This window comes from Streptomyces sp. NPDC086023 (assembly GCF_044540325.1).
Lineage (GTDB): Bacteria > Actinomycetota > Actinomycetes > Streptomycetales > Streptomycetaceae > Streptomyces.
Map to the genome: position 1 here is coordinate 1 of NZ_JBITRX010000013.1, position 26,529 is coordinate 26,529.

At 72.0% G+C, this 26,529-nt stretch carries 23 protein-coding genes and 1 pseudogene; 7 read left to right on the top strand and 17 right to left on the bottom strand.

Features of this window, described 5'->3' with window-relative positions:
* Together ACIF6F_RS24445 and ACIF6F_RS24450 are read right to left on the bottom strand one after the other, a co-directional pair.
* A pseudogene (locus tag ACIF6F_RS24445) lies at positions 1-683 on the bottom strand (glutamine--fructose-6-phosphate aminotransferase); the annotation flags it as partial.
* Between the two features lie 53 nt (positions 684-736).
* Positions 737-1,012 carry a hypothetical protein gene (locus ACIF6F_RS24450; protein WP_399950237.1) on the bottom strand — a complete coding sequence of 92 codons (276 nt, stop codon included), beginning with the start codon at positions 1,010-1,012 and terminating at the stop codon, positions 737-739.
* Between the two features lie 151 nt (positions 1,013-1,163).
* Here ACIF6F_RS24450 and ACIF6F_RS24455 point away from each other — a divergent pair, with 151 nt between their 5' ends.
* Positions 1,164-2,750, top strand: coding sequence for a beta-N-acetylhexosaminidase (locus tag ACIF6F_RS24455; protein ID WP_399950240.1), 1,587 nt, complete (start codon positions 1,164-1,166; stop codon positions 2,748-2,750).
* Between the two features lie 114 nt (positions 2,751-2,864).
* Here ACIF6F_RS24455 and ACIF6F_RS24460 read toward each other — a convergent pair whose 3' ends face one another.
* The 11 genes from ACIF6F_RS24460 to ACIF6F_RS24510 form a co-directional block, all read right to left on the bottom strand.
* Positions 2,865-4,646: an IucA/IucC family protein gene (locus tag ACIF6F_RS24460; protein WP_399950243.1), complete on the bottom strand. Its 1,782-nt coding sequence runs from the start codon at positions 4,644-4,646 to the stop codon at positions 2,865-2,867.
* Positions 4,643-5,233: a GNAT family N-acetyltransferase gene (locus tag ACIF6F_RS24465; protein WP_399950246.1), complete on the bottom strand. Its 591-nt coding sequence runs from the start codon at positions 5,231-5,233 to the stop codon at positions 4,643-4,645. The genes ACIF6F_RS24460 and ACIF6F_RS24465 overlap by 4 nt, the downstream gene beginning before the upstream one ends.
* A complete protein-coding gene (locus ACIF6F_RS24470; protein ID WP_399950249.1) occupies positions 5,233-6,540 on the bottom strand; it encodes a lysine N(6)-hydroxylase/L-ornithine N(5)-oxygenase family protein in 1,308 nt (435 codons plus the stop codon). The genes ACIF6F_RS24465 and ACIF6F_RS24470 overlap by 1 nt, the downstream gene beginning before the upstream one ends.
* Positions 6,524-8,011 carry a pyridoxal phosphate-dependent decarboxylase family protein gene (locus ACIF6F_RS24475; RefSeq protein WP_399950783.1) on the bottom strand — a complete coding sequence of 496 codons (1,488 nt, stop codon included), beginning with the start codon at positions 8,009-8,011 and terminating at the stop codon, positions 6,524-6,526. Before ACIF6F_RS24475 ends, ACIF6F_RS24470 begins: the two co-directional genes overlap by 17 nt.
* Before the next feature lie 160 nt (positions 8,012-8,171).
* Positions 8,172-9,038, bottom strand: coding sequence for a siderophore-interacting protein (locus tag ACIF6F_RS24480; protein WP_399950252.1), 867 nt, complete (start codon positions 9,036-9,038; stop codon positions 8,172-8,174).
* A 27-nt stretch (positions 9,039-9,065) separates the two neighbouring features.
* The gene (locus ACIF6F_RS24485; protein WP_399950255.1) at positions 9,066-10,094 is read right to left on the bottom strand and encodes an ABC transporter substrate-binding protein; all 1,029 of its coding nucleotides are present in this window, start codon (positions 10,092-10,094) and stop codon (positions 9,066-9,068) included.
* A gap of 184 nt (positions 10,095-10,278) precedes the next feature.
* A complete protein-coding gene (locus ACIF6F_RS24490; protein WP_399950258.1) occupies positions 10,279-12,180 on the bottom strand; it encodes a hypothetical protein in 1,902 nt (633 codons plus the stop codon).
* Positions 12,181-12,344: 164 nt separating this feature from the next.
* A complete protein-coding gene (locus ACIF6F_RS24495) occupies positions 12,345-13,505 on the bottom strand; it encodes an acyl-CoA dehydrogenase family protein (RefSeq protein ID WP_399950261.1) in 1,161 nt (386 codons plus the stop codon).
* 8 nt (positions 13,506-13,513) lie between these two features.
* Positions 13,514-14,434, bottom strand: a complete 921-nt coding sequence (locus tag ACIF6F_RS24500) for a hydroxymethylglutaryl-CoA lyase (protein ID WP_399950786.1) — start codon at positions 14,432-14,434, stop codon at positions 13,514-13,516.
* A gap of 17 nt (positions 14,435-14,451) precedes the next feature.
* Positions 14,452-16,461, bottom strand: coding sequence for an acetyl-CoA carboxylase biotin carboxylase subunit (locus ACIF6F_RS24505; RefSeq protein ID WP_399950264.1), 2,010 nt, complete (start codon positions 16,459-16,461; stop codon positions 14,452-14,454).
* Between the two features lie 20 nt (positions 16,462-16,481).
* On the bottom strand, positions 16,482-18,098 hold the full coding sequence (locus ACIF6F_RS24510) for a carboxyl transferase domain-containing protein (protein ID WP_399950267.1): 1,617 nt from the start codon (positions 18,096-18,098) through the stop codon (positions 16,482-16,484).
* Positions 18,099-18,187: 89 nt separating this feature from the next.
* On the opposite strand from ACIF6F_RS24510, the gene ACIF6F_RS24515 reads away from it, so the two are divergent.
* The 4 genes from ACIF6F_RS24515 (at position 18,188) to ACIF6F_RS24530 (ending at position 20,402) form a co-directional block, all read left to right on the top strand.
* Positions 18,188-18,766: a TetR/AcrR family transcriptional regulator gene (locus tag ACIF6F_RS24515; RefSeq protein ID WP_399950270.1), complete on the top strand. Its 579-nt coding sequence runs from the start codon at positions 18,188-18,190 to the stop codon at positions 18,764-18,766.
* A 131-nt stretch (positions 18,767-18,897) separates the two neighbouring features.
* Positions 18,898-19,683, top strand: a complete 786-nt coding sequence (locus tag ACIF6F_RS24520) for a phosphatase (protein ID WP_399950274.1) — start codon at positions 18,898-18,900, stop codon at positions 19,681-19,683.
* A gap of 90 nt (positions 19,684-19,773) precedes the next feature.
* The gene (locus tag ACIF6F_RS24525) at positions 19,774-19,983 is read left to right on the top strand and encodes a type II toxin-antitoxin system VapB family antitoxin (protein ID WP_399950789.1); all 210 of its coding nucleotides are present in this window, start codon (positions 19,774-19,776) and stop codon (positions 19,981-19,983) included.
* The gene (locus tag ACIF6F_RS24530) at positions 19,980-20,402 is read left to right on the top strand and encodes a PIN domain nuclease (RefSeq protein WP_399950277.1); all 423 of its coding nucleotides are present in this window, start codon (positions 19,980-19,982) and stop codon (positions 20,400-20,402) included. Before ACIF6F_RS24525 ends, ACIF6F_RS24530 begins: the two co-directional genes overlap by 4 nt.
* Here the strand turns inward: ACIF6F_RS24530 and tesB are convergent, their stop codons facing one another.
* Together tesB and ACIF6F_RS24540 are read right to left on the bottom strand one after the other, a co-directional pair.
* Positions 20,403-21,275, bottom strand: a complete 873-nt coding sequence (gene tesB / locus ACIF6F_RS24535; RefSeq protein WP_399950792.1) for an acyl-CoA thioesterase II — start codon at positions 21,273-21,275, stop codon at positions 20,403-20,405.
* A gap of 20 nt (positions 21,276-21,295) precedes the next feature.
* Positions 21,296-22,453, bottom strand: a complete 1,158-nt coding sequence (locus ACIF6F_RS24540) for an acyl-CoA dehydrogenase family protein (protein WP_399950280.1) — start codon at positions 22,451-22,453, stop codon at positions 21,296-21,298.
* Between the two features lie 296 nt (positions 22,454-22,749).
* Between ACIF6F_RS24540 and ACIF6F_RS24545 the strand changes: the two genes are divergently transcribed.
* Positions 22,750-23,448 (top strand): IclR family transcriptional regulator, encoded by a 699-nt coding sequence (locus ACIF6F_RS24545; protein ID WP_399950283.1) that lies wholly within the window; start codon positions 22,750-22,752, stop codon positions 23,446-23,448.
* A gap of 39 nt (positions 23,449-23,487) precedes the next feature.
* On the opposite strand, the gene ACIF6F_RS24550 is transcribed toward ACIF6F_RS24545, so the two are convergent.
* On the bottom strand, positions 23,488-23,883 hold the full coding sequence (locus ACIF6F_RS24550) for a GNAT family N-acetyltransferase (protein ID WP_399950286.1): 396 nt from the start codon (positions 23,881-23,883) through the stop codon (positions 23,488-23,490).
* A gap of 139 nt (positions 23,884-24,022) precedes the next feature.
* Here ACIF6F_RS24550 and ACIF6F_RS24555 point away from each other — a divergent pair, with 139 nt between their 5' ends.
* Positions 24,023-24,526 (top strand): hypothetical protein, encoded by a 504-nt coding sequence (locus ACIF6F_RS24555; protein ID WP_399950289.1) that lies wholly within the window; start codon positions 24,023-24,025, stop codon positions 24,524-24,526.
* Between the two features lie 133 nt (positions 24,527-24,659).
* On the opposite strand, the gene ACIF6F_RS24560 is transcribed toward ACIF6F_RS24555, so the two are convergent.
* Entirely contained in the window at positions 24,660-26,465 is a 1,806-nt protein-coding gene (locus ACIF6F_RS24560) for a helix-turn-helix domain-containing protein (protein WP_399950292.1), read from the bottom strand.
* Positions 26,466-26,529 lie beyond the last annotated feature (64 nt).

Genomic DNA, 26,529 nt, shown 5'->3' on the forward strand with positions numbered 1-26,529 from the left:
GTGCCGGAGGTCGTGTAGGTGCGGAAGTCGTCGGCCTTCAGGGTGGCCATCTCGCCGTCTTCGAGGGTGACGACCTGGCGGGTGTGGGCGATCAGTGCGGCCACGTCGGAGGCGACCAGCATCTCCTTCTCGCCGATGCCGAGGATGACGGGGGAGCCGTTGCGGGCCACGACGATGCGGTCGGCGAAGTCGGCGTGCATGACGGCGATGCCGTAGGTGCCCTCGATCTGCTTGACGGCCTCGCGGACCTTCTCCTCCAGGGAGTCGGCCGGGGAGCGGGCGATGAGGTGGGTGATGACCTCGGTGTCGGTCTCGGAGGCGAAGACCACGCCCTCGGACTCCAGCTTCGCGCGCAGCTCGGCGGCGTTGTCGACGATGCCGTTGTGGACGACGGCGACCTTGTTCTCCGGGTCCAGGTGCGGGTGGGAGTTGACGTCGCTGGGCGCGCCGTGGGTGGCCCAGCGGGTGTGTGCGATGCCGGTGGTGCCCGCGAACCGCTTGGGCACGCGGGACTCCAGCTCACGGACGCGGCCCTTGGCCTTGACGACCTTCAGGGCCGTCGCCTTGGGGCTGTTGACGACGATGCCCGCCGAGTCGTAGCCCCGGTACTCCAGCCGCTGCAGTCCTTCGAGCAGCAGCGGAGCCACGTCGCGCTTGCCGATGTAACCGACGATTCCGCACATGAAGTGTTAACCCCTCCGAAGTTCTGGGTGTGCCCGCTGGTGGCAGGGACGTTTCAGCCGTAGACGATGCGGCGCAGCTGCCGGAGCGACAGCTCCGGTGGCGCCACGGCGCGGTGTGGGAGCTCGCCCGCGATCCGTTCGAAGATCTCCGCGTTCACCGAGCCGCCGGCCTGCAGCTCGCGGTGGCGGCGGCGGACGAACTCCTCCGTCGTCTCGTCGAAGTACGCCAGCACGTCGAGCACCACCCGGGCGGCCTCCCCGCGCTGGAGCGCGGTGCTGCGCACCAGGTGGTCGACGAGGTCGTCATGCGACGGGCGGCGATCGAGCACCCGTAGATATTGGAGGCTGGAGGGGGTGGAACGCAATATTCCTGCCCGATTTCGGGCAGGGGGCGGCAGGTATGGACCAAGTGGATGGACTCGACGCGTCCGTCCGGGGTCCTTCCCGGGCACCGCGGGCCCGTGCCCTATACCTGGTCGGATGAGATTCCTGCGTGCCCTCGGCGCCCTGCTGGCCTGCGCGGCCCTGTCGGTCTCCTGCACGGATGCCCGGGCGGGCTCGGGGGCCGGGGCGCCGGGCCCGCCGGCCGAGCTGTCGGCGTACGAGCGGATCGTCCCGGCGCCGGCCCGTACCGCCCCCGGCGGCCCCGGGTACCGCCTGACCGCCGCCACCGTGATCCGCACCACCGCGGGCTCCCCCGAGGCGCGGGGCGTCGGGGAGCTGCTGGCCGCGGCGCTGCGGCCGGCGACCGGACTGCCCCTGCGGGTCAGCGGCACCGACGCGGCCGGGGCGGCCGGCGGGGTGCGGCTGCGGCTGGACCCGGGAGCGGGCGCGTACGGGGAGGAGGGGTACCGGCTCCAGGCGGACGGGGAGGGCGTGACCGTCAGCGCGTACCGGCCCGCCGGGCTGTTCCGCGGGGCGCAGACGCTGCGGCAGCTGGTGCCGGCCGAGGGGGCGCCGGTGGTGGCGGGCGGCTCGGTCTCGGACGCCCCGAGGTTCGGGTACCGGGGGGCGATGGTCGACATCGCGCGGCACTTCTTCACCGTCGCGCAGGTCAAGCGGTACGTGGACCAGCTGGCCCTGTACAAGATCAACGTCCTGCACCTGCACCTCACCGACGACCAGGGCTGGCGGCTGGCCGTCGACTCCTGGCCGCGGCTGGCCGCGTACGGCGGGGCCAGTGAGGTGGGCGGCGGCCCCGGCGGCCACTGGACCAAGGAGGAGTACCGGGACCTGGTCCGCTACGCGGGCGAGCGGTACATGGAGGTGGTCCCGGAGATCGACATGCCCGGCCACACGAACGCCGCCCTGGCCTCGTACGCCGAGCTGAACTGCTCCGGCGTCGCGCCCGCCCGCTACACCGGCATCAAGGTGGGCTTCAGCTCGCTCTGCGTCGGCAAGGAACGGACGTACGAGTTCGTGGCCGACGTGCTGCGCGAGGTGGCCGCCCTGACGCCCGGCCGCTGGCTGCACATCGGCGGCGACGAGGCCCACTCCACCCCGCACGACCAGTACGCGTCCTTCATGGCCCGGGCCCAGGCGGCCGTGGGGGACACCGGCAAGAAGGTGATGGCCTGGCACCAGCTGGCGGGCGCGGAGCCGGTGCAGGGCGCGGTGCTCCAGTGGTGGGGCACGGACAAGACGAAGGCCGCCGAGAAGGAGCAGGTCGCGGCCGCCGTGCGGAAGGGCGCGAAGCTCGTGGTCTCGCCCGCGGACCGCGCGTACCTCGACATCAAGTACGACGCCGCCACGAAGCCGGGACTGAGCTGGCCGGGCTACGTGCCGGTGAAGCGGGCGTACGAGTGGGACCCGGGCACGCACCTGCCGGGTGTGCCGGAGTCGGCGGTGCTGGGGGTGGAGGCCCCGCTGTGGACGGAGGTCATCGCGACCCCGGCCGAGCTGGACCACATGGCGTTCCCGCGGGTGATCGGGGTGGCGGAGCTGGGCTGGTCACCGGCCACCGCCCTCTCCTGGGACGCGTACCGCCTCCGCCTGGCCGCCCAGGGCCCCGCCCTGGCCAGGCTGGGCATCGCCTTCTACCGCTCGCCGGACGTGCCGTGGCTGTAGGGCGGGGCCGGTCCGGTCGTTCCCCGGGCCGGGGGACCGTACCCCGGCCCGGGCGACGCACGGGGGCGGGCCCGCGGAGAGGGCCGGTGGACTCCGCGGGCCCGCCCCCCGCTCTCAGCGGCGCGCGAAGGGCGCCACGGGGTTGGGCAGCGTGCCGACCAGCTGGAGCGCGGCCGACGGGTCGGACAGGTCGACCATCTGCTTGTTGTTGCGCAGCTGGAGGCGGTTGAGGCAGGAGAGCTGGAACTCCGCCGCGAAGAAGTCGTACCGCTCGAACTTCTCGGCCAGGGCCGGCACGGACTCCTGGTAGTCGTGGGCGCAGTCGGCCACGGCCCGCCAGAACGTCTCCTCGGTGCAGATTCCCTCGGTGACGAGGATCGAGGAGAGGAAGCGGAAGAAGCAGTCGAAGACGTCCGTGAAGATGGAGAGGAGCTTCATGTCCTCCGGGACGTCCGCGCGGATCCGCTCCACCTGCGGCGGCAGCACGGCCTCCGCGTCCATGACGACGATCTCCTCGGCTATGTCCTTGAAGATCGCCCGCTGCACCACGCCGTCCTTGATCACCAGGATGGTGTTCTCACCGTGCGGCATGTACGCGAGGTCGTACCGGTAGAAGCAGTGGACCAGCGGGAGGAGGTAGGCCCGCAGGTAGGGCTTCAGCCACTCCGCCGGGGTGAGGCCGGACTCCTCGATGAGGGCGCCGACGAAGGACCTGCCCTCCGAGTCGACGTGCAGCAGCGAGGCCATCGTGGCCAGCCGCTCGCCGTCCGCCAGCGAGTTCACGGGTGACTCGCGCCAGAGCGCGGCCAGCATCTTGCGGTACGGCGAGTAGCGGTCGGTGGCGCGCTCGTACTGGAGGTGCCGGTAGCCGATGGCGGCCCGCTCGCGGATGATCGAGAAGTCGACCGACCGCAGCACCTCGTCCGACTCGATCAGCGCGTGCAGCCAGTCGTTGATCGCCGGGGTGGCCTCCATGTAGGCCGCCGACAGGCCCCGCATGAAGCCCATGTTCAGGACGGAGATGGCCGTCTTGACGTAGTGCTTGGTGGGGGTGGTGGTGTTGAAGAAGGTACGGATCGACTGCTGCGGCAGGTACGCGTCCTCGCCCTCGCCCAGCAGGACCAGGCGGCGGTTGGCGATCTCCGCGGCGAAGGTGACCGTGGTCTTGTTCCACCACTGCCAGGGGTGTACCGGGAACAGGTGGTAGTCCGCCGGGTCGAGCCCCAGGGACGTCAGTTTCGCCGCGAACAGGTCCACCGCGGCGTCGCCCAGCTCCGCGCGCATGAAGCTGTCGTGCTCCAGGCCGGCGCCCGCGGTGAAGGTGGAGACGTCCTTGTGCGCCGCAGCCCAGATCAGGTGGACCGGGCTCGCGGCCTCCGGGGCGTACGAGTGGTACTCGTGCACGCCGAAGCCGAGCCGGCCGTTGTTGGCGACGAAGCAGGGGTGGCCCTCGGTCATGCCGGTCTCGATGTCCTGGAAGGAGGACTTGGCGAGGACGGTCGAGGAGACCTGCGGCTTGGCGTACTTGTAGGCGGAGCCGGCCAGGGTGGAGGAGATCTCCTCCAGGTAGACCGGGAGGACCTCCGCGCTCAGGCCAAGCGTCTGCTGGAACTCGATGTGGAAGTCGAGGGCGTCCAGCGGCTGCGGCTCGCCGTCGCGCAGGCGGGTGACCGTGGCCTCGTCCACCGCCCAGTGGTCCAGGGCCTGCCGGTCGGCCCGGAAGTGGTACTCGACCGTGCCGTCGTCGGAGACCACCGAGTAGCGGTCGTCTCCCAGGGACTCCGGGGTCAGCAGGCGCTCGTGGGAGAACTCGGCGAGGGCCTTGCGGACCAGGGCGCGGTTGGCGCGCAGCCACAGCTCGGGGGAGAGGTGGGTGATCGCGTCGGCGGGGCTCATCGGGACACCTCCGCGAAGATGCCGGTGGCGGACTCGAAGCGGGCGCGGGTGCAGAAGGACAGCAGGGCCGTCTTCTCCGGCTTCTCGACCTCGCGCTCGGGGACGAACCCGACCGCCTCGTTGAGGGCGTGGACGGCCTTGTTGCGGACGTCCGGCTCCACGACGACCCGGCGGGTGGCGGCGTCGTCGAAGAGGGCGGCCATGACCGTGGTGATGACGGCCCGCGTGAAGCCGGACCGCGGGGTGTCGGTCGGGGCGACGAGGAAGTGCATGCCGACGTCGCCGGGCTCGGCGTCGTACAGGCCGACCAGCTCCAGCTCGCTCGGGTCGTACCGCTCCATGAGGAAGGCCGGCTCGCCGTCGTGGAGGCCGATGAAGGCGTCGTGGTGCTCGGCCGCGGCGATCCGCATGTACTCGCGCTCGACGTCCGGCAGGGAGGAGTCCTGCATCATCCAGAACGCGGCCTTGGGGTGGGTGACCCAGCCGTGCAGCAGCTCGGCGTCCGCGAACGGGTCGAGCGGGCGGATCGAGAACGTGCCGAGGGCGTCGTCCGTCCGCGAGAAGAGGATCTCGGGGGTGGTGCTCATCAGAGGGTGCCTTCCGGGGCGGTGAACTGCTGGAACGCGATGGACTTCTCGACCTTGTAGTGCTCGCGGCCGAGCAGCTCTCCGACGATGTACGCGTTGCGGTACGCCGCCATGCCCAGGTCGGGCGAGGTGAGGGAGTGGTTGTGGGTGGTGCCGTTCTGCAGGTAGACGCCGCGGCCGGTGGTGTCCACGCTGTAGTTGCGGGCGGCGTCCAGGCGGCCGCGGCCGTCGAAGTTCAGGCGGTCCCGGACGGGGTCCAGGAACTCCGGGGTGGCGTACTTGTAGCCGGTGGCCAGCACCAGGCCCTCCGTGGCCAGGGAGAAGTCGCGCTCCTGCTCCTCCTGGCGCAGCCCCAGCGTGTACGTGCCCCTGGTGGTGTCGTACGCGGCGCTGTTGAGGGAGGTGTTGGTGAGCAGGGTCGTCGGGACGGGGCCCGGCATGGAGACCTTCTTCTGGTAGAGCAGGTCGAAGATCTCGTTGATGAGGTCGCCGTCGATGCCCTTGAAGAGGTTCTTCTGCTGGGTCTCCAGGCGGTAGCGGGTGTCCTCGGGGAGGGCGTGGAAGTAGTCCACGTACTCCGGGGAGGTCATCTCCAGGGTGAGCTTGGTGTACTCCAGCGGGAAGAACCGCGGGGACCGGGTCACCCAGTTGAGCTGGTAGCCGTGGGAGTCGATCTCCGAGAGGAGGTCGTAGTAGATCTCCGCCGCGCTCTGGCCCGAGCCGATCAGGGTGATCGACTTCTTCTTCTGGAGCTCCGCCTTGTTCTGGACGTAGACGGAGTTGTGGATGAAGTCGCCGCCCAGGCCCTCGCAGGCGTCGGGGACGTGCGGCGGGGTGCCGGTGCCGAGGACCAGGCGGCGGGCCGTGTAGGTGTCGCCCTGGTCCGTGTGGACCTCGTACAGCTCCGCGGCCTCGTCGTAGGTGACCTCGGTGACCGAGGTGGAGTACAGGACGTTGTCCAGGCGGTCGGCGGCCCAGCGGCAGTAGTCGTTGTACTCCGTGCGCAGCGGGTAGAAGTTCTCCCGGATGTAGAAGGAGTACAGCCGGTCCTTGTCCTTCAGGTAGTTGAGGAAGGAGAAGGGGGAGGTCGGGTCGGCCAGCGTGACCAGGTCCGACATGAACGGCGTCTGCAGGTGCGCGCCGTCCAGGAACATCCCGGCGTGCCACTCGAAGTGCGGCTTCGACTCGATGAACAGGCCGTTCAGCTCGTCGAGGGGAGCCGTCAGGCAGGCGAGGCCCAGGTTGAACGGGCCGAGGCCGATGCCGACGAAGTCGAGGGGCCGGCGGGGCTCACGAGGCGTGGACAAGGGATTCTCCCAGGTACTGCTCGGCGTGGGACGCGAGGAGGTCGAGGACGGCCGAGATGTCGGCCGTCGTGGTCTGCGGGTTGAGGAGGGTGAACTTCAGGTACTGGGCGCCGTCGACCTTGGTGCCGGCGACGACGGCCTCGCCGGAGGCGAACAGGGCCTTGCGGGCGTGCAGGTTGGCCTCGTCGATCTGCTCGGCGGTGAAGGCGCTGCGGTCGGCCGGCAGGTAGCGGTAGACCAGGGTGGACAGCTGGGGCCGTACGACGACCTCGAAGCGGGGGTCGGTGGCGAGCAGCTCGTAGCCCTCGGAGGCGAGCGAGACGACCTGGTCGAAGAGCTCGCCGACGCCGTCGGCGCCCATGGTGCGCAGGGTCATCCACAGCTTGAGGGCGTCGAACCGGCGGGTGGTCTGGATGGACTTGTCGACCTGGTTCGGGATCCGCTCCTCGGCCATGCGGCGCGGGTTGAGGTAGTCCGCGTAGAACGTGGCGTGCTGGAGGGTGTCGCGGTCGCGGACCAGCATCGCGCTGGAGGACACCGGCTGGAAGAAGGACTTGTGGTAGTCCACGGTGACCGAGTCGGCGAGCTCGATGCCGTCGAGGAGGTGCCGGCGGGTGGGGGAGACCAGCAGTCCGCAGCCGTACGCGGCGTCCACGTGCATCCAGGTGGCGTGCTCGGCGGCCAGGCGGGCGATCTCGGGGAGCGGGTCGATGGACCCGAAGTCGGTGGTGCCGGCGGTGGCGACGACGGCCATCGGGTACAGCCCGTCGCGGCGGCAGTTCTCCAGCTCCAGGGCGAGGGCCGCGGTGTTCATCCGCTTGTCGGCGTCGACCGGGACGGGGATGACGGCCTCGTAGCCCAGGCCGAGCATGGCGGCCGACTTCTTCACGCTGAAGTGGCTGACCTCGGAGGTGAAGATGCGCAGTTTCGGCAGCAGTTCCCCCTTGGGGAGCGGGACGTCGCTGTTCTGCATCGCGATCCGGCAGGCCTCGTCGCGGGCCAGCAGCAGGGCGTGGAAGTTGGACTGGCTGCCGCCGGAGGTGAACACGCCGTCGCCGGACGGGCCGAAGCCGATGCGGCCGGCGGTCCAGTCGATCAGGCGGCGCTCGATGAGCGTGCCGCCGATGGACTGGTCCCAGGTGTCCAGCGAGGAGTTGACGGCGGAGAGGATCGCCTCGCCGAGCACGGCGGGGATGACCACCGGGCAGTTGAGGTGGCCCAGGTAGCGCGGGTGGTGGAAGTACACCGCGTCCCGCAGGTAGACGTCCTCCAGCTCGTCCAGCACGGCGGCCGGGTCGGCGAGGGGGCGGTCCAGGTCGATGCCCGCGATGACCGGGGTGAGTTCGTCGACGGAGATGCCGGTGTGGGGCTTCTCGGTGGACGCGAGTTTCGCGGCCACGCGTTCGACGCCCTCGGTCACGGAACGCCGGTAGTCAGCGGCGGTCGTCTCGTTGAGCAGATGCTGGCGCATCGACATCGAACTGGTCCTCCGGGGCAGGGGGGCGGGGGCGGTGATGCGTGACTAAGGTTAGCCTAACCTTAGTTGTATGCAAAACACGCAGGGCCCCGGTGAAAACCGGGGCCCTGCGTGTGAACCGCCTTGGTGAGGTGGGGAGTTGCCGGGTCTTCTGCTACAGCGCGGACTCGGGGTCCTCGCTGGGTGCCTGGCCCGCGTAGGCCTCCGCCAGCAGCTGCTCCTCGCTCGCGCCGAGGCGCCAGTAGCCCGTGAAGCGCACGGACTTGCGGTCGACGGAACGTTCCTGCACGAAGTGCCGGCGGACCGACCGCACGGTGCCCGCCTCTCCGGCGAGCCAGACGTACGGCGTGCCCGCGGGGAGGTCGGCCTTCCGTGCCGCGGCCAGGACGTGCTCCGCGCGCCCGGAGCCCTGGTCCTCCCGCACCACCCAGGTGATCTCGGTGTCCGCGGGGGCGGGCAGCGCGAGCCGGTCGTCCTCGTGCGGGACCTCGAACCAGGCGCGCACGCGAACGTCCGCGGGCAGCCGCTCCAGGATGGCCGCGGCCGCCGGGAGGGCGGTCTCGTCGGCGTACATCAGCACCAGGTCCGCGTCCGCCGGGCGCTGGAAGCGCACCGACTTGTTCTCCGCGACCAGCGGCCCGATCGCCATGATCCGGCTGCCCGGCACGGCGCGGCCCGCCCAGTGGGAGGCGGGGGAGGAGTCCCCGTGGAGGACGAAGTCGATGTCGACCTCGTCCACGCCGTCGGGGGTGCGACGCTGCTCGCGCACCGTGTACGAGCGCATCACCGGCCGCTCCTCCTCCGGCATCCCGCGCCAGTCGCCGAACCAGGTGTCCTCGGCGGTGGAGGGGAGTTCGGTGTGCTCCCGGTGCGGCTGCGGGAGGAAGAGCGAGAGGCTCTGGTCGAAGCCCCCGGAGCGGAAGTCCCGGAGGGACTCACCGCCGAACGTGACGCGCAGGAACGAGTGTCCGAGCCTGCGCGTGCGCAGCACCTCGAACTCGAAGAAGCCGAAGTCGGTCATGGCGGTGGGTCCCCCTCAGAGCTCGGGTCAGCCGACCTTCTTGGACTTCTCGATCGCGGCGGCCAGGTCCTCCAGGATCGGGGCGCACTTGTCGTACGAGAAGATCGGCTCGGTCACGCGCGGGAAGACCTGGCCGGCCTTGACGGCGGGCAGCTGGGCCCAGGTGGGCTTGGCCTTCAGGTCGTTCGGCTGGAGGGTGCCGGTGCGGTTGTCCAGGATGATGATGTCGGCCTTGTACTTGCCGGCGTTCTCCCAGGACAGCTCCTCGAAGAAGCCCTCCTTGTTGACCTTCGGCTCGATGAAGGTCAGGCCCAGCTCCTGGAAGTAGCGGGTGTCGGCGTTCGGGCCGGCGGCCGAGACGTAGAACAGGTCGGCGCTGCCGGAACCGATGAGGATCTTCAGGCCGGGGTTGGCCTTGGCGGCGGAGCGCAGGCGCTCGGCGGCCTTCTCGAAGCGGGCCTTGGCGTCGGTGACGTTCTTGGCCTTCAGGTCGGCGCCCAGGCTGGCGGCGAGCTGCGCGTGGCGGTCGATGACCTTCGGGATGGTGGTGTCCGCGGCCCACAGGGCGACGCTCGGGGCCAGCTTGAGGATCTTGTCCTTGGACTCGTCCGGCACGTACCAGAGCTGGTCCTTGATCCACATGTTGGTGACGAGCAGCTCGGGCTTGAGGGCCGCGTACTTCTCGACGTTGAACTCGCCCCAGACGTTGCCCAGGATCTCGACCTTGGAGATGTCCATGGTGCCGGCCTGCACGTCGGGCTTGCCGTCGGCGGTCTTGGTCGGGCCGAAGACGCCCTTGACCTGGATGCCGAAGTCGTGGAGCGCGGCGGCGGTGCCGGTGAAGGCGACGATGTTCTTCGGGGTGGCCTTCGAGGTCACGTTCGTGCCGCGGTCGTCCTTAAAGGACCAGGGGCCCTTGTCGGACGTGGTGGCGCCGTTGCCCTTGTCCTTTTTGTCGCCGTCCCCGCATGCGGCCAGCACGGCACCGAGGCCGAGGACGCCGCCCGCGGCGAGGATGCCGCGGCGGGAGAGGTGAGCAGCTCGGGACTGGGGCATGTCGGTGTCCGCTTTCGTACGTGTCCTTGCGACCTGATGGCCGGTTCGGGACGTAGGTTAGCCTAACCTCAGCCGTTGTGGGTAAGGGGGGCCTAACTTTTTCGCGGAACGCGGAGAGGGCCCTCCACTCGGGGTGGAGGGCCCTCTCGCGGTTCAGCTCTTGAGGGTCGGGTTCCGGCCGGTACTACGGGTGGTCGATGACCTCGAGGGTCGAGTGCTCCGTGGCACACGGGCTGGCGGCCGGCTCGTGGTTGGCGTCACCGGAGTAGATGACGCGCCAGGCGTAGTCGCCGTCGTTGGCGGTGTCGATGCTGAACGTGGTGTTGTTCGTGGCCGCCTGACCGTTCACCAGCGGCACGTTCTCCTCCTCGTACGCCGGGACCGGCGCGGAGCAGGTGAGGTCGCCGGGGCCGAAGAGGCGGAAGGTGACCGTGCCGGTCGGCGTGCCGCCCGCGGAGGCGCTGACGGTGACCGAGTCCTGCGGGAAGAACTCCTGTGCGGTGGCGACGGTCGCGCCGGCGCGGCCCACGACGAGCTGCTCGGAGGCGCACAGGCTCATCGCGGCCTCGTTGTTGGCGTCACCGCTGTAGACGGCCTGCCAGTAGAAGGTGCCCACGGTGTTGAACTGCAGCGAGTTCGAGTCCGGGATGACGCCGTTGGTGACGTTCACGGTGCCGGCGGCACGGGCGCCCTGCGTGCACGCCATGTCCGTGTACACGGTGTAGGTGACGGTGCCGCCCGCGTTGGCGCTGGCGCCGTTCAGGGTGGCGGAGTCGGTCACCGAGTCGCCGATGGTGACCGTCTCGTCGGACAGCACGGTCGTGAGCGTCGGCCGGGCCTTGTCGACCACGCTGGTCTCGTTGGCGTCACCGCAGGAGGTGGCGGCCGGGGAGTTGTTGGCGTCGCCGCTGTACGAGGCGGTCCAGTAGTACGAGCCCACGGCGGTGGGGGTGAACTCCGGCGAGTGGTACGTGCCGGGGCCGTTCACCGTCTCCACGGAGCCGCCGGTGAAGACCTGGTTCGTGCACTGGGCGTCGCTGTAGGCGCGGAAGGTGAGGGTGCCGCCCGCGTTGGCGCTGACGCCGCCCAGGACGGCGGTGTCGCTGATCGCGCTGCCGACCGTCACGGGGCCCGAGGCGGTGGTGATCAGCGAGGCGCAGTTCGTGATCTGGACCGGGGTCGGGTCGATGAAGTCCTTCAGCTCGGAGTTGAAGGAGTCCGAGGAGCGGCTCTTCACGTACGCCGAACCGAAGGTGGTGCAGGCGCTGCCGGGGGGGAAGATCGCGTCGAACGAGATGGCCGCCTCACCGAAGGTGAAGGGGTCCAGCTGACCGAGGGATCCGGCCTGGTTCGCGGGGATCGTGCTGCTGTTGACGGAGCCCACCGCGAGGGGGTTCGAGCCACCGGTGATGACCGTCGGGCCGCCCCAGGCGGTGCCGCTCCAGGTCCGGATGGAGATGGTCGGGACCGTGCCGCCCTGGGAGAGGTCGTACGTGATCAGCTTGTCGCCCTGGGTGCGGACCGGGGTCGCGGTCTCGCTGGGCCCGTTGTTCGCGCAGTTGGTGGGCGTGGCGTTCGGGCTGCAGAACTTCTGGTTGAGCTCGAAGTCCATGTTCGTGGTGCCCTGGGGGCTGTTGATCCGGCGCCAGAACAGCTCCAGGAACTTCGGAGTCGTGTCCGCCTCCGTGAACACGCCGAAGTTCAGCAGGTCGCTCTTGTTGGGCGGGATCGAGCCGAAGACGATCGTCGGGTTCGGGTCGTCCTCCTTCGAACCCTGGCCGAACGAGTTGTCGTTGCGACCGCTGGGGCGGTCGTTCTTCACGATGACGCCGGACCGGAACGCGGTGCCGGTGCCGCCGCTGAGCCAGTCGATGCAGTTGGCGCCGTTGACGATGAGGTTGGCGTTGACGTCGATCTCGAAATGGCTCCCGGCGAGCACGTTCGCCGTCGTACAGGTCTGGAGCGCGGCCGCGTTGGCGGCCACCGTCGCGGGGACGGCGAAGGAGGTGAAGAGGGAGGCGGCGACTACCGCGGTCCTGAGCCGGTTCCTGCGGGGGGACCGGGACGGCAGCACGGATCTGATCACTACGGGTTCTCCTCGGATGTGAGGCCGGTGCGCGCCGAGGAACGTAGCAAGTCAAAACCCCCAAATCGCGTGACACACTACGGTCACGAAATGGCGATATTGGTCATTGATATGCAGAAACGGCCCGTGTGGGGGACACGGGCCGTTCCGGAGAGCGGGCGGGATCAGGCGGTGAAGCCCAGCTCCCGGGCGATCAGCATGCGCTGCACCTCACTGGTGCCCTCGCCGATCTCCAGGATCTTCGAGTCGCGCCACATGCGGGCCACCGGGTACTCGTTCATGAAGCCGTAGCCGCCGTGGATCTGCGTGGCGTCCCGGGCGTTGTCCACGGCGACCGTGGAGGAGTACAGCTTCGCGATGGCCGCCTCCTTCTTGAACGGCTCGCCGGCCACCAGCCGGGAGGCCGCGTCACGCCAGCCGATGCGGGCCATGTGGGCGCGCATCTCCATGTCGGCCAGCTTGAACTGGATGGCCTGGTTGTCGCCGATCGGCTTGCCGAAGGCGTGCCGCTCCTTGGCGTACTTCACCGACTCGTCGACGCAGCCCTGCGCCAGACCGGTGGCCAGCGCCGCGATGGCGATCCGGCCCTCGTCGAGGATGCGCAGGAACTGGGCGTAGCCGCGGCCCTCCTCGCCCACCAGGTTGGCCACCGGCACCCGGACGTCGTCGAAGGACAGCTCACGGGTGTCCGAGGCGTTCCAGCCGACCTTCGAGTACGGGGCCGCGACGGTGAAGCCCGGGGTGCCGGACGGGACGATGATCGAGGAGATCAGCGGGCGGCCGTCGGGCTTCCGGCCGGTCACCGCGGTGACCGTCACCAGGCCCGTGATGTCCGTGCCGGAGTTGGTGATGAAGCACTTCGAGCCGTTGATGACCCACTCGTCGCCGTCCCGGACGGCGGTGGTGCGGGTGCCGCCCGCGTCGCTGCCCGCGCCGGGCTCGGTCAGGCCGAACGCGCCCAGTGCCTCACCGGAGCACAGCTTCGGCAGCCACTCGCGCTTCTGCTCGTCCGTGCCGAAGAGGTAGAGGGGCATGGCGCCCAGCGAGACGCCGGCCTCCAGCGTGATGGCGACCGAGGAGTCGACCCGGGCCAGCTCCTCCAGGGCGATGCCCAGCGCGAGGTAGTCGCCGCCCATGCCGCCGTACTCCTCCGGGAAGGGCAGGCCGAACAGGCCCATGCGCCCCATCTCGCGGACGATCTCGTACGGGAACTCGTGGCGCTCGTAGAAGTCGCCGATCTTGGGGGCGACGACGTCGTGGGCGAACTCCTCCACCGTGCGGCGGAGTTCCTCGTGCTCGGGGGTGAGCCGGTGATCGAGGGACATGGCGTGGGTCACTCCTTGTGGGAGAGGGCGCGGACGGTACGGGAGGGGCTGGGCCGGCCCAGCCGGTCTGCCATCCACACGCTCGTGGCGGTGAGCTTGGCGAGGTCGACACCGGTCTCGACGCCGAGGCCGTCGAGCATCCAGACCAGGTCCTCGGTCGCGAGGTTCCCGGTCGCGCTCTTCGCGTACGGGCAGCCGCCCAGGCCGCCCGCGGAGGAGTCGACCGTGGTGACGCCGTGCTGGAGGGCGGCGAGGGTGTTCGACAGGGCCTGGCCGTAGGTGTCGTGGAAGTGCACACCGATGCGCTCGGTGCCGACGCCGGCCGCGTTGAGCTCCCCGAGGAGGGCGCGTACGTGGCCGGGGGTGGCGACGCCGATGGTGTCGCCCAGGCTCAGCTCGTCGCAGCCCAGGTCGAGCAGGGCCTTGGCGACGCGGACGACCTGCGGGACGGGCACGGCGCCCTCCCAGGGGTCGCCGAAGCACATCGAGAGGTACCCGCGGACGTGCATCCCGTCGGCCTTGGCCCGGCTGACGACGGGCTCGAACATGGCCAGGGAGTCCGCGACGGTGCGGTTGAGGTTGCGCTGCGCGAAGGTCTCCGTGGCCGAGCCGAAGACCGCGATGCGGGTGGCGCCCAGTTCGCGGGCGCGGTCCAGGCCGCGCTCGTTGGGCACCAGCACCGGCAGGGCCACGCCGTCGAGGTCCGCGAGCTGCGGGAACAGCTGCTCGGCGTCGGCCAGCTGGGGCACCCACTTGGGGTGCACGAAGCTGGTGGCCTCGACGGTGGTCAGCCCCGCGTCGGCGAGCCGGCGGATGAACTCCGCCTTCACCTCCGTGGGGACGGTGCCCTTCTCGTTCTGCAGCCCGTCCCGGGCGCCGACCTCGTGGATCCGCACCCGCGGGGGCAGGCCGGGGTCCGGCACGGCCATGGGCAGTCCGGTGGCGGTCACCGCTCCTCCTCCGCCTCGTCGGGGGTGACCACGGCCAGGACCTGGTCCATGGCGACCGTGGTGCCGGGCGTGACGTCCAGTTCGGTGACGGTTCCGGCGTGCGGGGCGGAGATGGCGTGCTCCATCTTCATCGCCTCGACGACCAGCAGGGTCTGGCCGGCGGCCACCTGGTCGCCGACGGCGACCTTGACCACCGTGACCGTGCCGGGCATGGGGGCGGCCAGGGTGTCGGCGCCCGCGTGGGCACGGCCGCTGAGGCTCGCCTCGACCGGGTCGTGGGCGATGAGGTGCCAGGAGTCGCCGTCGCGGCCGAGCCACGTCCCCTCGGGGGAGGCGGCGTACGCGAACCTGTGCGTGACGCCGTCCAGTTCCAGGGTGACGTGGTCCGGGGCGAGTCGGACGGTGCGGGCGGTGACCGGAGCGGCGTCCGGCAGGAGGACCTCGGTGCCGCCGGACGCGGACGGGCGGGTGCGGACCTCGGCCGGGTCCTGGCCCGGGATGCGGAAGTGGCGGACGGTCCAGGCGGGGGTGCCGCCCATCCGCCAGCCGTTGGCCGTGCCGAACGGGTCGACCCAGCCCGTGCCGTCCTGCCGGGAGGCCTCGCCGCTCAGCAGGGCCGCGGCCGCGTACACCTCCGGCGGGACGCCCTCCGGCAGGAGCCCCGACAGGTCGCGCTCCACCAGGCCGGTGTCCATGTCGCCCGAGACCACCGACGGGTGGGCCAGCAGGCGGCGCAGGAAGCCGGTGTTCGTCGGGACGCCCAGGATGACCGTTTCCGCGAGTGCGGCCCGCAGCGAGCGGATGGCCGCGGCGCGGTCCGCGCCCCAGGCGATCACCTTGGAGAGCATCGGGTCGTACGTGCTGCCCACGTCCACCCCGGCCGTCAGGCCGGAGTCGGTACGGACCGTGCCGCCCGAGGGCTCGGCCAGCGAGAGCACCCGGCCGCCCGACGGGAGGAAGCCCCGGGAGGGGTCCTCCGCGCAGACCCGGGCCTCGATGGCGTGGCCGGTGAGGACCACCTCGTCCTGGGTGAGGCCGAGCCGCCCGCCCGCCGCCACCCGGAGCTGCTGCTCGACCAGGTCGAGGCCGGTGACCAGCTCGGTGACAGGGTGCTCGACCTGGAGACGGGTGTTCATCTCCATGAAGTAGTACGAGGAGGGGTCCCCGCCCGGGACGATGAACTCCACCGTGCCCGCGCCGACGTACCCGCAGGAGCGGGCCGCGGAGACCGCCGCCTCGCCCATCGCGGCCCGGATCTCCGGGGTCAGCAGCACCGAGGGCGCCTCCTCGACCACCTTCTGGTGCCGGCGCTGCAGCGAGCACTCGCGCTCGCCGAGGTGCACCACGTTCCCGTGGCCGTCGGCCAGCACCTGGATCTCGATGTGCCGGGGGCGGTCGATCCACCGCTCGACCAGCAGCGTGTCGTCCCCGAAGGAGGAGCGGGCCTCGCGGCGCGCCGCGGCGATCTCCTCGCCCAGCACCGCCTCGTCCCGCACCAGCCGCATGCCCTTGCCGCCGCCGCCCGCTGAGGGCTTGAGCAGCACCGGCATGCCGATCTCCCGCGCGGCGTCGGTCAGTTCGGCGTCGGTGAGCCCGCTGCCCGAGGAGCCGGGCACCACGGGGACGCCCGCGGCCTTCACCGTCTCCTTGGCCCGGATCTTGTCGCCCATCAGGGAGATCGCCTCGGCCGGCGGCCCGATGAAGGCGAGGCCCGCCTCGGCGCAGGCCGCCGCGAAGACGGCGTTCTCCGCGAGGAAGCCGTACCCCGGGTGGACCGCCTGGGCGCCCGTACGCCGGGCCGCGTCGATCAGCTTCGGGACCGAGAGGTAGCTCTCGGCGGCCGCGGCCGGGCCGATGCGGACGGCCGTGTCGGCCTCGCGCACGTGCTTCGCGTCGGCGTCGGCGTCGCTGAACACGGCCACCGACCGCACGCCCAGCTCCCGCAGGGTGCGGATGACGCGGACGGCGATCTCGCCGCGGTTGGCGACGAGAACGGTGGAAAACATGCTGCTCGTGGTCACGGTCCTCACATCCGGAAGATGCCGAAGCCGGGCTCACCCAGCGGGGCGTTGGCGCAGGCGGTCAGGGCGAGTCCCAGCACCTGCCGGGTCTCCATGGGGTCGATCACGCCGTCGTCCCACAGGCGGGCGGTGGCGTAGTAGGCGTTGCCCTGCTCCTCGTACTGGGCGCGGACGGGGTCCTTGAAGGTCTCCTCGTCGTCCTGCGACCAGTACTCGCCGCGGGCCTCCAGCTGGTCGCGCTTGACCGTGGCCAGCACGGACGCGGCCTGCTCGCCGCCCATCACGGAGATCTTGGCGTTGGGCCACATCCACAGGAAGCGGGGCGAGTACGCGCGGCCGCACATCGAGTAGTTGCCCGCGCCGTAGGAGCCGCCGACGACGACCGTCAGCTTCGGCACGCGGGTGCAGGCCACGGCCGTCACCATCTTGGCGCCGTGCTTGGCGATGCCGCCCGCCTCGTAGTCGCGGCCGACCATGAATCCGGAGATGTTCTGGAGGAACAGCAGCGGGATGCCGCGCTGGTCGCACAGCTCGATGAAGTGCGCGCCCTTCTGGGCGGACTCGGAGAACAGGATGCCGTTGTTCGCGACGATGCCGACCGGGTGGCCGTGGATCCGGGCGAAGCCGGTGACCAGGGTCTGGCCGTACTCGGCCTTGAACTCCTGGAAGCGGGAGCCGTCCACGATCCGCGCGATGATCTCGCGGGCGTCGTACGGGGTGCGGGAGTCCACCGGAACCGCGCCGTACAGCCCGGCCGGGTCGACCTTCGGCTCCTCGGGGGTCTCGACCGGCCAGGGCAGCGGGCCGCGCTCGGGGAGGGTGGCCACGATGTTGCGCACGATCCGCAGCGCGTGGGCGTCGTCCTCGGCCAGGTGGTCGGTGACGCCGGAGGTGCGCGAGTGGACCTCGCCGCCGCCCAGCTCCTCGGCCGTGACCACCTCGCCGGTGGCGGCCTTCACCAGCGGCGGGCCGCCCAGGAAGATCGTGCCCTGGTTGCGGACGATCACGGCCTCGTCGCTCATGGCCGGGACGTACGCGCCGCCCGCGGTGCAGGAGCCGAGCACGGCCGCGATCTGCGGGATGCCGGCGCCGGACATGCGGGCCTGGTTGTAGAAGATCCGCCCGAAGTGCTCGCGGTCCGGGAAGACCTCGTCCTGCATGGGCAGGAAGGCGCCGCCGGAGTCGACGAGGTAGAGGCAGGGCAGCCGGTTCTCCAGCGCCACCTCCTGCGCGCGCAGGTGCTTCTTGACGGTCATCGGGTAGTACGTGCCGCCCTTGACCGTGGCGTCGTTCGCGACGATCACGCACTCGCGGCCGCTGACCCGCCCGATGCCGGCGATCACGCCGGCGGCCGGGGCGGCCCCGCCGTACATCTCCTCGGCGGCCAGCGGGGCCAGCTCCAGGAAGGGCGAACCGGGGTCGAGGAGGGTGTCCACCCGGTCGCGCGGCAGGAGCTTCCCGCGCGCGGTGTGCTTGGCGCGGGCCTTCTCGCCGCCGCCTTCCCTGGCGGCCGCGAGCCGGGCCCGCAGGCCCTCCGTCAGCTCCTGGTGGGCGGCCTCGTTGGTCCGCCAGGCTTCGGACGCCGGATCGGCGGCGCTCGCCAGCACTGGTGCCTGCTGCATCCCTCGAGCTCCCTTGCTCGGTTAATGAGCGTTAACGCGTTTCCCCAAAGGTTAACGAGCGCTAACAGCCCTGTCTAGAATGAATTCCCATGAGCACCCGAGCCGCCGCCCCGACCCGTCGCGAGCAGATCCTCAAAGAGGCCGCTCGCCTCTTCGCCGAGCGCGGGTTCCACGGCGTCGGCGTGGACGAGATAGGGGCCGCCGTGGGCATCTCCGGCCCCGGCCTCTACCGCCACTTCGCGGGCAAGGACGCGATGCTCGCCGAGCTGCTGGTGGGCATCAGCGAGCGGCTGCTGACCGGCGGCCGCTACCGGGTGGCCGAGGCGGACGGGGACCCGGGCCTCGTACTCGCCTCCCTCATCGACGGGCACATCGACTTCGCACTCGACGACCGGCCGCTGATCACCCTGCACGACCGGGAGCTGGACCGGCTGCGCGACACCGACCGCAAGCTGGTCCGCCAGCTCCAGCGCCAGTACGTCGAGCTGTGGGTCGAGGTCGTCAGCAAGCTGCACCCCCAGGTCGCCGAGGCGGAGGTCCGGGTGGCCGTCCACGCCGTCTTCGGCCTGCTGAACTCCACGCCCCACCTGGGGCCGCTCGGCCGCGAGGCGACCGAATCGCTGCTGCGCCGGCTCGCGCACGGGGCCTTCGCCGCACTGTCCGGCTGACGTCGCCGGGCACCGCGTCCTGCGCACGGGGCCGCCGTCGCACCGTTCGGCCGCCCCGGCCGGCAGCGGCGCCCGTCCGCCTGGCGGAACTCCGCCCGCGCGGGCGCCCCGGCGGCGGCAGAATGATCCCCATGCCGATACCCAGCCGAGCCGAACTCGTCGACCACCTCGTCCGCACGCGGATCGCCGGTGACGTCGCCACGCCCCGCGACAACAACCTCAGCCACTACCGCAAGCTCGCCAACGGCGACCGCCACTACTGGCTGGGCCTGGAGCTGGGGGACCGCTGGACGGACGAGCAGGACGTACTGGCCGTGATGGCGGAGCGGTGCGGCGTCGTCGACGACCCCGGGCACCGGTACGGGCAGGACACCATCGACCCCGAGCTGACCGTCGACGCCCTCGACCGGCTGGCCGCGCGGCTGCGCAAGGCCGCCGTCGACCGGCAGAGCGTCCTGCTCGCCACCGGGCACCCCGGCGGCCTGCTCGACGTCCACCGGGCCACGGCCGCCGCGCTGCGCGCCGCGGGCTGCGAGATCGTGGTGATCCCCTCGGGGCTGCACGCGGACGAGGCGCAGGTGTGGCAGTTCGCCGACGTCGCGGTCCTGGAGCGCGGGGCCACCCTGTGGCACACCCACTCGCCGGAGCCGATGGCCGCGATCCTCGACGGCCTGGCCGCCGAGGGGCGCCCGCAGCCGGACCTGGTCGTCGCGGACCACGGCTGGGCGGGCTGCGCGGGACAGCGCGGGCTCGACTCCGTCGGGTACGCGGACTGCAACGACCCGGCGCTCTTCCTCGGCGAGGCGGAGGGCACCCTCCAGGTCGTGGTCCCCCTGGACGACCACGTGCGCGACCCGCGCTACTACGACCCGATGGTGGCGTACCTCCTGGACGTGGCGGGGCTGTCGGAGGCGTAGCCCGTCCGGGTGGAGGCGCTTGTCCCCCGCTTCGGCGCCGCCATATCCTTCATATGGAGATGCCTCAAGGAGGATATGGCGATGCCGAAGATGTCCAACCTTTACGTGGAGGTCGACGACGAAGCGCTGAGCGAGGCCGCCTCGATACTGGGGACCAAGACGAAGAAGGACACCGTCAACGCCGCCCTGCGCGAGGTGGCCAAGCGCCACCGACGGCTCCGGGCTCTCGAGCGGCTGGTGGAGATGGGCGAGCGGGGCGACTTCGACGTCCTCCTGGACAAGAGGAACTACCGGCGGTGAGTCCGGTCACGTATCTGGTCGACACCTCCGCGGCGGCCCGCCTCATGACCAACAAGCAGGCGAGAGCCGAATGGAGCGATCACCTCGCGGAGGGCGTCGTCGCGCTGTGCGACATCACTGAGCTTGAGCTCCTGTTTTCGGCGCGGTCCCTTGGCGACCGGTTGGAGAAGGAGGAACTCCTGGGTGAGCTCTTCAACTGGGTGCCCATACAAGACGAAGTGTTCCGGCGTGCCAAACGCGTCCAGAGGTTGCTCACGGATCGGGGAGAGCACCGCAGCGCCGGGCCCGTCGATCTCCTCGTGGCAGCTGCCGCGGAGCTGAACGGTCTCACCGTGCTGCACTACGACGCCGACTTCGAGACGGTGGCCCGGGCCACCGGGCAGCCCACCATGTGGGTCGCGCCGCCCGGCAGCCTCTAGTCAGCGCGGGACGCGGACGACGCCCTCCTGGATGACCGTGACGGCCAGCTGCCCGTCCTGGGTGTAGATGCGGGCCTGGCCCAGGCCGCGGCCGCCGTGGGCCGAGGGCGACTCCTGGTCGTAGAGCAGCCACTCGTCGGCCCGGAACGGCCGGTGGAACCACATCGCGTGGTCCAGCGAGGCCCCGACCACGTCGCCGACGGCCCAGCCGCCGCGGCCGTGCGCGAGCAGCACCGAGTCGAGCAGCGTCATGTCCGACACGTAGGTGGCCAGGCAGATGTGCAGCATCGGGTCGTCCGCCAGCTTGCCGGCCGTGCGGAACCACACCTGGGAGTGCGGGTCGAGGGGTTCGCCGACGGTGCCCCAGGGCGGGGTGGTCGCGTACCGGAGGTCCACCGCGCCGCGCGCCTCCAGCAGCCGCTCCACCGTGCCGGAGTCGCGGAAGACCTCGCGGTAGTGCGGGAGCGCCTCGGCGGCCGTGGGCAGGGTCTCCGGATCCGGGGCGGGCGGCATCGGCGCCTGGTGCTCCAGCCCCTCCTCGTACGTCTGGAAGGACGCGGAGAGGTGGAAGATCGGGTTGCCGTGCTGGACGGCGACCACCCGGCGGGTGGTGAAGGACCGCCCGTCACGGATCCGGTCCACCGAGTAGACGATGGGCGCGCCGGGGTCGCCGGGGCGCAGGAAGTACGAGTGCAGCGAGTGCGCCGTACGGTCGGCGGGCACCGTGCGGCCGGCCGCGACCAGCGCCTGCGCCGCGACCTGGCCGCCGAACACGCGCGGCACCAGGGAGGTCCGGCTGGTGCCGCGGAAGATGTTCTCCTCGATCTGCTCGAGGTCGAGCAGATCGAGGAGATCGGCGAGTGCCGCGTTCATATCGGACTCGGCCAAGTGGGTTACAGGCCCATCGACTTGGCGATGATCGACTTCATGATCTCGCTGGTGCCGCCGTAGATGCGGTTGACGCGGTTGTCGGCGTACAGGCGGGCGATCGGGTACTCGTTCATGTAGCCGTAGCCGCCGTGCAGCTGGAGGCAGCGGTCGATGACGCGGTGCGCGACCTCGGTGCAGAACAGCTTGGCGGAGGCGGCCTCGGCCGGGGTCAGCTCGTGGGCGTCCAGCGCCTCCAGGGCGCGGTCGGCGACGGCCTGGGCGGCGTCCGCCTCGGCCTGGCAGGCGGCCAGCTCGAACTTGGTGTTCTGGAAGTGGGCGACCGGCTTGCCGAAGACGGTGCGGTCGGTCACGTACTGCTGGGCGAACCGGATGGCGGCCTGGGCCTGGGCGTAGGCGCCGAAGGCGATGCCCCAGCGCTCGGAGGCCAGGTTGTGGCCGAGGTAGTAGAAGCCCTTGCCTTCCTCGCCGAGCAGGTCCTCGACCGGGACCTTGACGTCGACGAAGGCCAGCTCGGCGGTGTCGGAGGTGCGCAGGCCGAGCTTGTCGAGCTTGCGGCCGATCGAGTAGCCCTCGGACTTGGTGTCCACGGCGAAGAGGGAGATGCCGAAGCGGCGGTCGTCCTCGCGCGGGGCGGAGGTGCGGGCGCAGACGATCACGCGGTCGGCGTGGACGCCACCGGTGATGAAGGTCTTGGCGCCGTTGAGGACGTAGTGCGTGCCGTCCTCGGAGAGCTTGGCGGTGGTCTTCATGCCCGCGACGTCGGAGCCGGTGCCCGGCTCGGTCATCGCGAGGGCCCACATCTCCTCGCCGGAGACGAAGTTCGGCAGGTAGCGCTTCTTCTGCTCGTCGGAGGCGAGCATCTTGATGTACGGGAGGGCGAGCAGCACGTGCACGCCGGAGCCGCCGAAGTTCACGCCCGCGCGGGCGGTCTCCTCGTACAGGACGGCCTCGAACTTGTGGGTGTCCAGGCCCGCGCCGCCGAACTCCTCGGGGACGTTGATGCCGAAGATGCCGAGCTCGCCGAGCTTGTAGTAGAAGTCGCGCGGCGCCTGGCCGGCCGCGAACCACTCGTCGTAGACCGGGACGACCTCGGCCTCGATGAAGGCCCGGATGGTCTCCCGGAATGCCTCGTGGTCCTCGTTGAACACCGTACGGCGCACGGCCGCCTCCCTCCGTCGGGGCGGTCCGCCGCCCGTGGCTAAGCGCTTGCTCAGATCCTCAGATTAAGTTACCGGCGAGTTGTCCGCCCTGTCCAGAGCCGCGCCGGGAGGGGCCGGCGGGGCGGGACGTGACGTGCGGTACAGGCGGGCCGGCGGGGGGAGGCACCGGATCCGCATGGCTTCCGGGACACGGCCCGAAAGCTTTCGCCGCCGGGCGGGGGGCCCGGCATCCTGCTGCGGTGCCTGCGGGCCGGGGGCCCGGGGGCGAGCCGTACGACGTGATCGGGGGGACTGACATGGGGACGGACACGGTGGGCAGAGCCGGCACCTCCACGCCGGGCCGCGGGGTGCTGGAGGGGGCGTTCGCGCTGCTGGAGGCGCTGCGCCTGCACGGGGACGAGGCCGGGGTGACGGAGCTGGCGGTGACCTGCGGGGTGCCGAAGGGCACCGTGCACCGGCTGCTGGACCAGCTGGTGGCGGTCGGCGCGGTGGAGCGGCGGGGTGCGCGGTACCGGGTGGGGCCGCAGATGTTCCGGCTCGGGCAGGGGTGGCAGCCGCACCCGGGCCTGCGGGCCGCCGCGCGGCTGCCGCTGCACCGGCTGCGCGGCGCGACGGGGGCGAGCGCGGTGCTGGCCGTGATGCGGGACGACCTGGCGCTGACCGTCAGCTCGGTGCCTGGGGAGGTGGAGCCTCTGGTGCCGGTACGGGACGGGGTGAGCTTCCTGCTGGACACCGCCGCCGGGAAGGCCCTGCGCGGCCCGCGGAGCACCGGTCCGGTGCTGGACCGGGAGGACGTCATGGACGAGGTGGTCTGCGCGGCGGTGCCGGTACGGGCGCCCGACGGCCGCCCCGTCGCGGCACTGGCCGGCCTGGTCCGGGCCGGCCGCTCCCTCGACGCCCTGGCCCACGCGGTGGCCGAAGCGGGCCTGGCGATCACCCGGGCCCTGTCCCGGGGCCCGGGCGCGGTCCGCCTCCCGCCGGTGGCGCGGCTCTGAGGGCGCCGGCGCGCCGGCCCGCGTACCGGGTGGGCGGGGCTACAGGGCCAGTAGGCCGGCCGGTGTTTCCCGGAAGCCGCAGGCGGCCAGGTAGAACGGGCGCAGGTGGGGCTCGAAGTCGACGTGCAGCCATGCGCAGCCGGCCGTGCGGGCTCCGTCGGCGGCGGCCCGGAGCAGGGCTGCGCCGATGCCGCGCGACCGGTGGCGGCCGGAGACCACGGTGTCGAGGACGAACGCGTGGGCGCCGCCGTCCCAGGCGACGTTGACGAAGCCAACCAGCGCGCCGTCCTCCCGTGCGCACACCCAGCCGAGGCTGTGCCGCAGCAGGCGTTCGCGCCATTCCGTGCGGTCGACGGGGTGGCCGAAGCCGTCGGCGTGCAGGGCGTTCAGCGCGGCGTCGTCGACCTCGCCCCGCCACTCGTACGTGATCTTCACGCCGCGATCGTACGGCCGTCCCGGGAGCGCGTTCCGCTCAGCGGAACGCGCGTAGAGCCGGGGGCGTCCGGGCGGGCAACGTAAGGGTCGTGCCGGGGAGCGCCCCGGTGCGAAGGAACCGAAAACGGGGGAGTACGACATGAACACGAGCACGCAGCGCACCGCGATGACCCGCCGCGCGATGAAGGGGGCCGCGCGGGTGGCCGCCGCCGCGTGGCTGGGCCTGGGGGCCCTGGCCGTCGGGGCCGGGACCGCGCAGGCCGAGCCGATCGACTACGTGCGCATCGAGCTGCTGCAGCTCACCTGCCACCAGCAGAGCGAGGGCGACCACGACGAGGCGTACCTGAAGATCACCGACGCCAACGGCAACCAGGTGAAGGTCTGGCCGGGCACCGCCAAGTACCAGACCATGGGCACGAACTACGTCCGCTCGCTGACCGACGGCAACGGCAACGCGGCGCTGGTCCTCGGCAAGGAGCAGGCCCGCACGATGACCCTGTGGGACTACGACTCGACCAGCGGCGACGACAAGCTCGGCGCCACCCTGGCCACCGGCAGCGAGGCCGGCGCGGAGATCCAGTACCGCTCGCTGGAGGGCTCCGGCGGGGTCTACACGATCGCGTACCGCGTGATCGACATCTGAGGCCGGTGGGGCGCGAGCACCTCGGTACGGGCCTGCCCCACGGGCCGACTCGGAGCCGGTCGACCGTGTGGGTGCCCGTGCCCCGGCCGGAAGGCGCAGAGCGCCGGTCTGCTCCGCGCCTCCGTCGGCCGGCCTAAGGGCTTCCGGCGCCGTCGGCCCCGCCGGCGTCCCGGGCGCCGGCTTCGAGGTGGCCGCCCACCCCCGACGCCGTGCGCAGGGCGAACCACAGCTCCATCCGGGTGTCCGCGTCGTCCAGGTCCCGGCCCAGCAGCGCGGCGGCCCGGGACACGCGCTGGCGGACCGTGTTGCGGTGCACGCCCAGGGCGGCGGCCGTGCGGTCCCAGCTGCCGTGATGGGCCAGCCAGCCGCGCAGCGTGTCGCGCAGCGCGGGGCTCAGGGGGCCGAGGAGTGCCTCGGCGTGTGCGCGGGCCTCGGCGGCGCCGACCAGGCCGGCCAGGCCGGTGTCGGTGTGCCGGGCCAGGGGGGTACGGGCGCTCTCGGCCCGTTCCAGGGCGCGGGCGGCCTGGGCCTCCGCGACGGCCAGCGCGTCCGGCCCGGCGGGGGCGCTGACGCCGAGCCGCCAGCCCGGCTGCGGGGCCGGCGGCTGATCGGTGAGCAGGCGTACGTACGGGCCGTCGGCAGCGTAGAGCGCGGTGCCGAGGGCACGGGCGAGGGCGGCCGGGTCGCCGGCGCCGTGCGCGTGGACGACGGTCCGGGCACCGGGGCCGAGGGCGTCCGCGGCACTTGCGCCGAGCAGCAGCCGGACGAGGGCCGCGGCCTCGGCCCCGCCGGTCGCGGGCCGCGCGGTCAGCAGCGTGAGCAGTACGGCCGCGACCCCGGCGATGGTGTGGTCCCCGGCCCGCCGCCGCGGGGAGGCGATCGCGAGCACCGCCCGCGGGGCGCCGGCGCCGCGACCGGTACGCGCCTCCGGCGCCGCGGACCCGGCACCACCCGGGCTGCCCAGCGCGTACGCGGCCAGGTGCGCACCGGCGACGGTCTCGCCGGCGGTCGCCACGGCCCCGGACGCCACCCGCGCGACCAGTACCTCCAGGGCCGCCACCACCTCGTCCCCGGGCACGTTCCCGGCACCGTGCACGGCCCGGCCGTACCGCCCGCCGCCGGGGCGGAACCCCGAAGCCGCGGGCGCGCCGCCCGGGCTGCCGGCCGTGCCGGAGGCGTCCGGGAGGGCGGAGACGCCGGGCCCGGGCCCGGGCCCGGCCGGGACGCCCGCGCCGCCCCGGGTGCCCGGTACGCCCGGGGGCTCCGGTGTGCCGGTACCGGCCGGCTGCGGTCCCTCCGGGAGGTACACCGCGGACCAGCCGTCCAGCGTCGCCGACAGGCGGCGGAGCACCGACGGGACCGGGTCCGGGCGGGCGGCGGCGGAGGCCAGGGCCTGCTGGGCCTCCGTGACCCGGCGCAGCTCCCGCGTCCGGGCCTCGGCCATCAGCCGCCACACCGCGCGGGCCACGGCGGTGAAGGGCGTGCCGGCCGGCACCTCCACCAGCGGCAGCCCCTGCTCGGCGCAGGCCCGTACGAGTCCCTCGGGCACCACCTCGTGCACCGGCGCCACGCCGAAGCCGAGCGCCGCCACGCCCGCCGCGGCCAGCCGGGCGACGTACCCGGCGTAGGCGCCGGGGCCCGGGCCCAGCTCCTGGCCCGCGGTGAGCAGCAGTTCCCCGCCCAGGAGGTACGGGGAGGGGTCGGCCATCTCGGAGGCGTGGACGCCGTACACCTCCGCCCCCGTGCCGCCGGCCGCGTGCCGCAGCCCGAGCCCCTGGTCCCCGAGCAGGGCCGCCAGGGCCACCGGCGTTCCCTCACCGCCGGGCCCCGGCCCCGGGTGCGCCTCGTCCCCGGCCCGTTGGCCGGTCGCCTGGTGGCCGGCCGCCAGGCGGCCGGTAGCGGTCTCCGGGCGGCGGGGTCGCGGGTCGGTGGAGGGCATGGAGGGTCCGTACATTTCCGGAGGAGGGTATGGAGGAAACGTACACTTCGCGCCCTTCCCGGGG

Bases quoted from the DNA above. Each gene is read 5' to 3' on its own strand.
- ACIF6F_RS24505 (WP_399950264.1), bottom strand. From the start codon at position 16,461: ATGTTTTCCACCGTTCTCGTCGCCAACCGCGGCGAGATCGCCGTCCGC.
- ACIF6F_RS24475 (WP_399950783.1), bottom strand. From the start codon at position 8,011: ATGCGCCAGCATCTGCTCAACGAGACGACCGCCGCTGACTACCGGCGT.
- ACIF6F_RS24560 (WP_399950292.1), bottom strand. From the start codon at position 26,465: ATGCCCTCCACCGACCCGCGACCCCGCCGCCCGGAGACCGCTACCGGC.
- ACIF6F_RS24460 (WP_399950243.1), bottom strand. From the start codon at position 4,646: ATGAGCCCCGCCGACGCGATCACCCACCTCTCCCCCGAGCTGTGGCTG.
- ACIF6F_RS24510 (WP_399950267.1), bottom strand. From the start codon at position 18,098: ATGCAGCAGGCACCAGTGCTGGCGAGCGCCGCCGATCCGGCGTCCGAA.
- ACIF6F_RS24485 (WP_399950255.1), bottom strand. From the start codon at position 10,094: ATGCCCCAGTCCCGAGCTGCTCACCTCTCCCGCCGCGGCATCCTCGCC.
- ACIF6F_RS24465 (WP_399950246.1), bottom strand. From the start codon at position 5,233: ATGAGCACCACCCCCGAGATCCTCTTCTCGCGGACGGACGACGCCCTC.
- tesB (WP_399950792.1), bottom strand. From the start codon at position 21,275: ATGAACGCGGCACTCGCCGATCTCCTCGATCTGCTCGACCTCGAGCAG.
- ACIF6F_RS24480 (WP_399950252.1), bottom strand. From the start codon at position 9,038: ATGACCGACTTCGGCTTCTTCGAGTTCGAGGTGCTGCGCACGCGCAGG.
- ACIF6F_RS24495 (WP_399950261.1), bottom strand. From the start codon at position 13,505: ATGTCCCTCGATCACCGGCTCACCCCCGAGCACGAGGAACTCCGCCGC.
- ACIF6F_RS24545 (WP_399950283.1), top strand. From the start codon at position 22,750: ATGGGGACGGACACGGTGGGCAGAGCCGGCACCTCCACGCCGGGCCGC.
- ACIF6F_RS24525 (WP_399950789.1), top strand. From the start codon at position 19,774: ATGTCCAACCTTTACGTGGAGGTCGACGACGAAGCGCTGAGCGAGGCC.
- ACIF6F_RS24555 (WP_399950289.1), top strand. From the start codon at position 24,023: ATGAACACGAGCACGCAGCGCACCGCGATGACCCGCCGCGCGATGAAG.
- ACIF6F_RS24455 (WP_399950240.1), top strand. From the start codon at position 1,164: ATGAGATTCCTGCGTGCCCTCGGCGCCCTGCTGGCCTGCGCGGCCCTG.
- ACIF6F_RS24520 (WP_399950274.1), top strand. From the start codon at position 18,898: ATGCCGATACCCAGCCGAGCCGAACTCGTCGACCACCTCGTCCGCACG.
- ACIF6F_RS24500 (WP_399950786.1), bottom strand. From the start codon at position 14,434: ATGGCCGTGCCGGACCCCGGCCTGCCCCCGCGGGTGCGGATCCACGAG.
- ACIF6F_RS24515 (WP_399950270.1), top strand. From the start codon at position 18,188: ATGAGCACCCGAGCCGCCGCCCCGACCCGTCGCGAGCAGATCCTCAAA.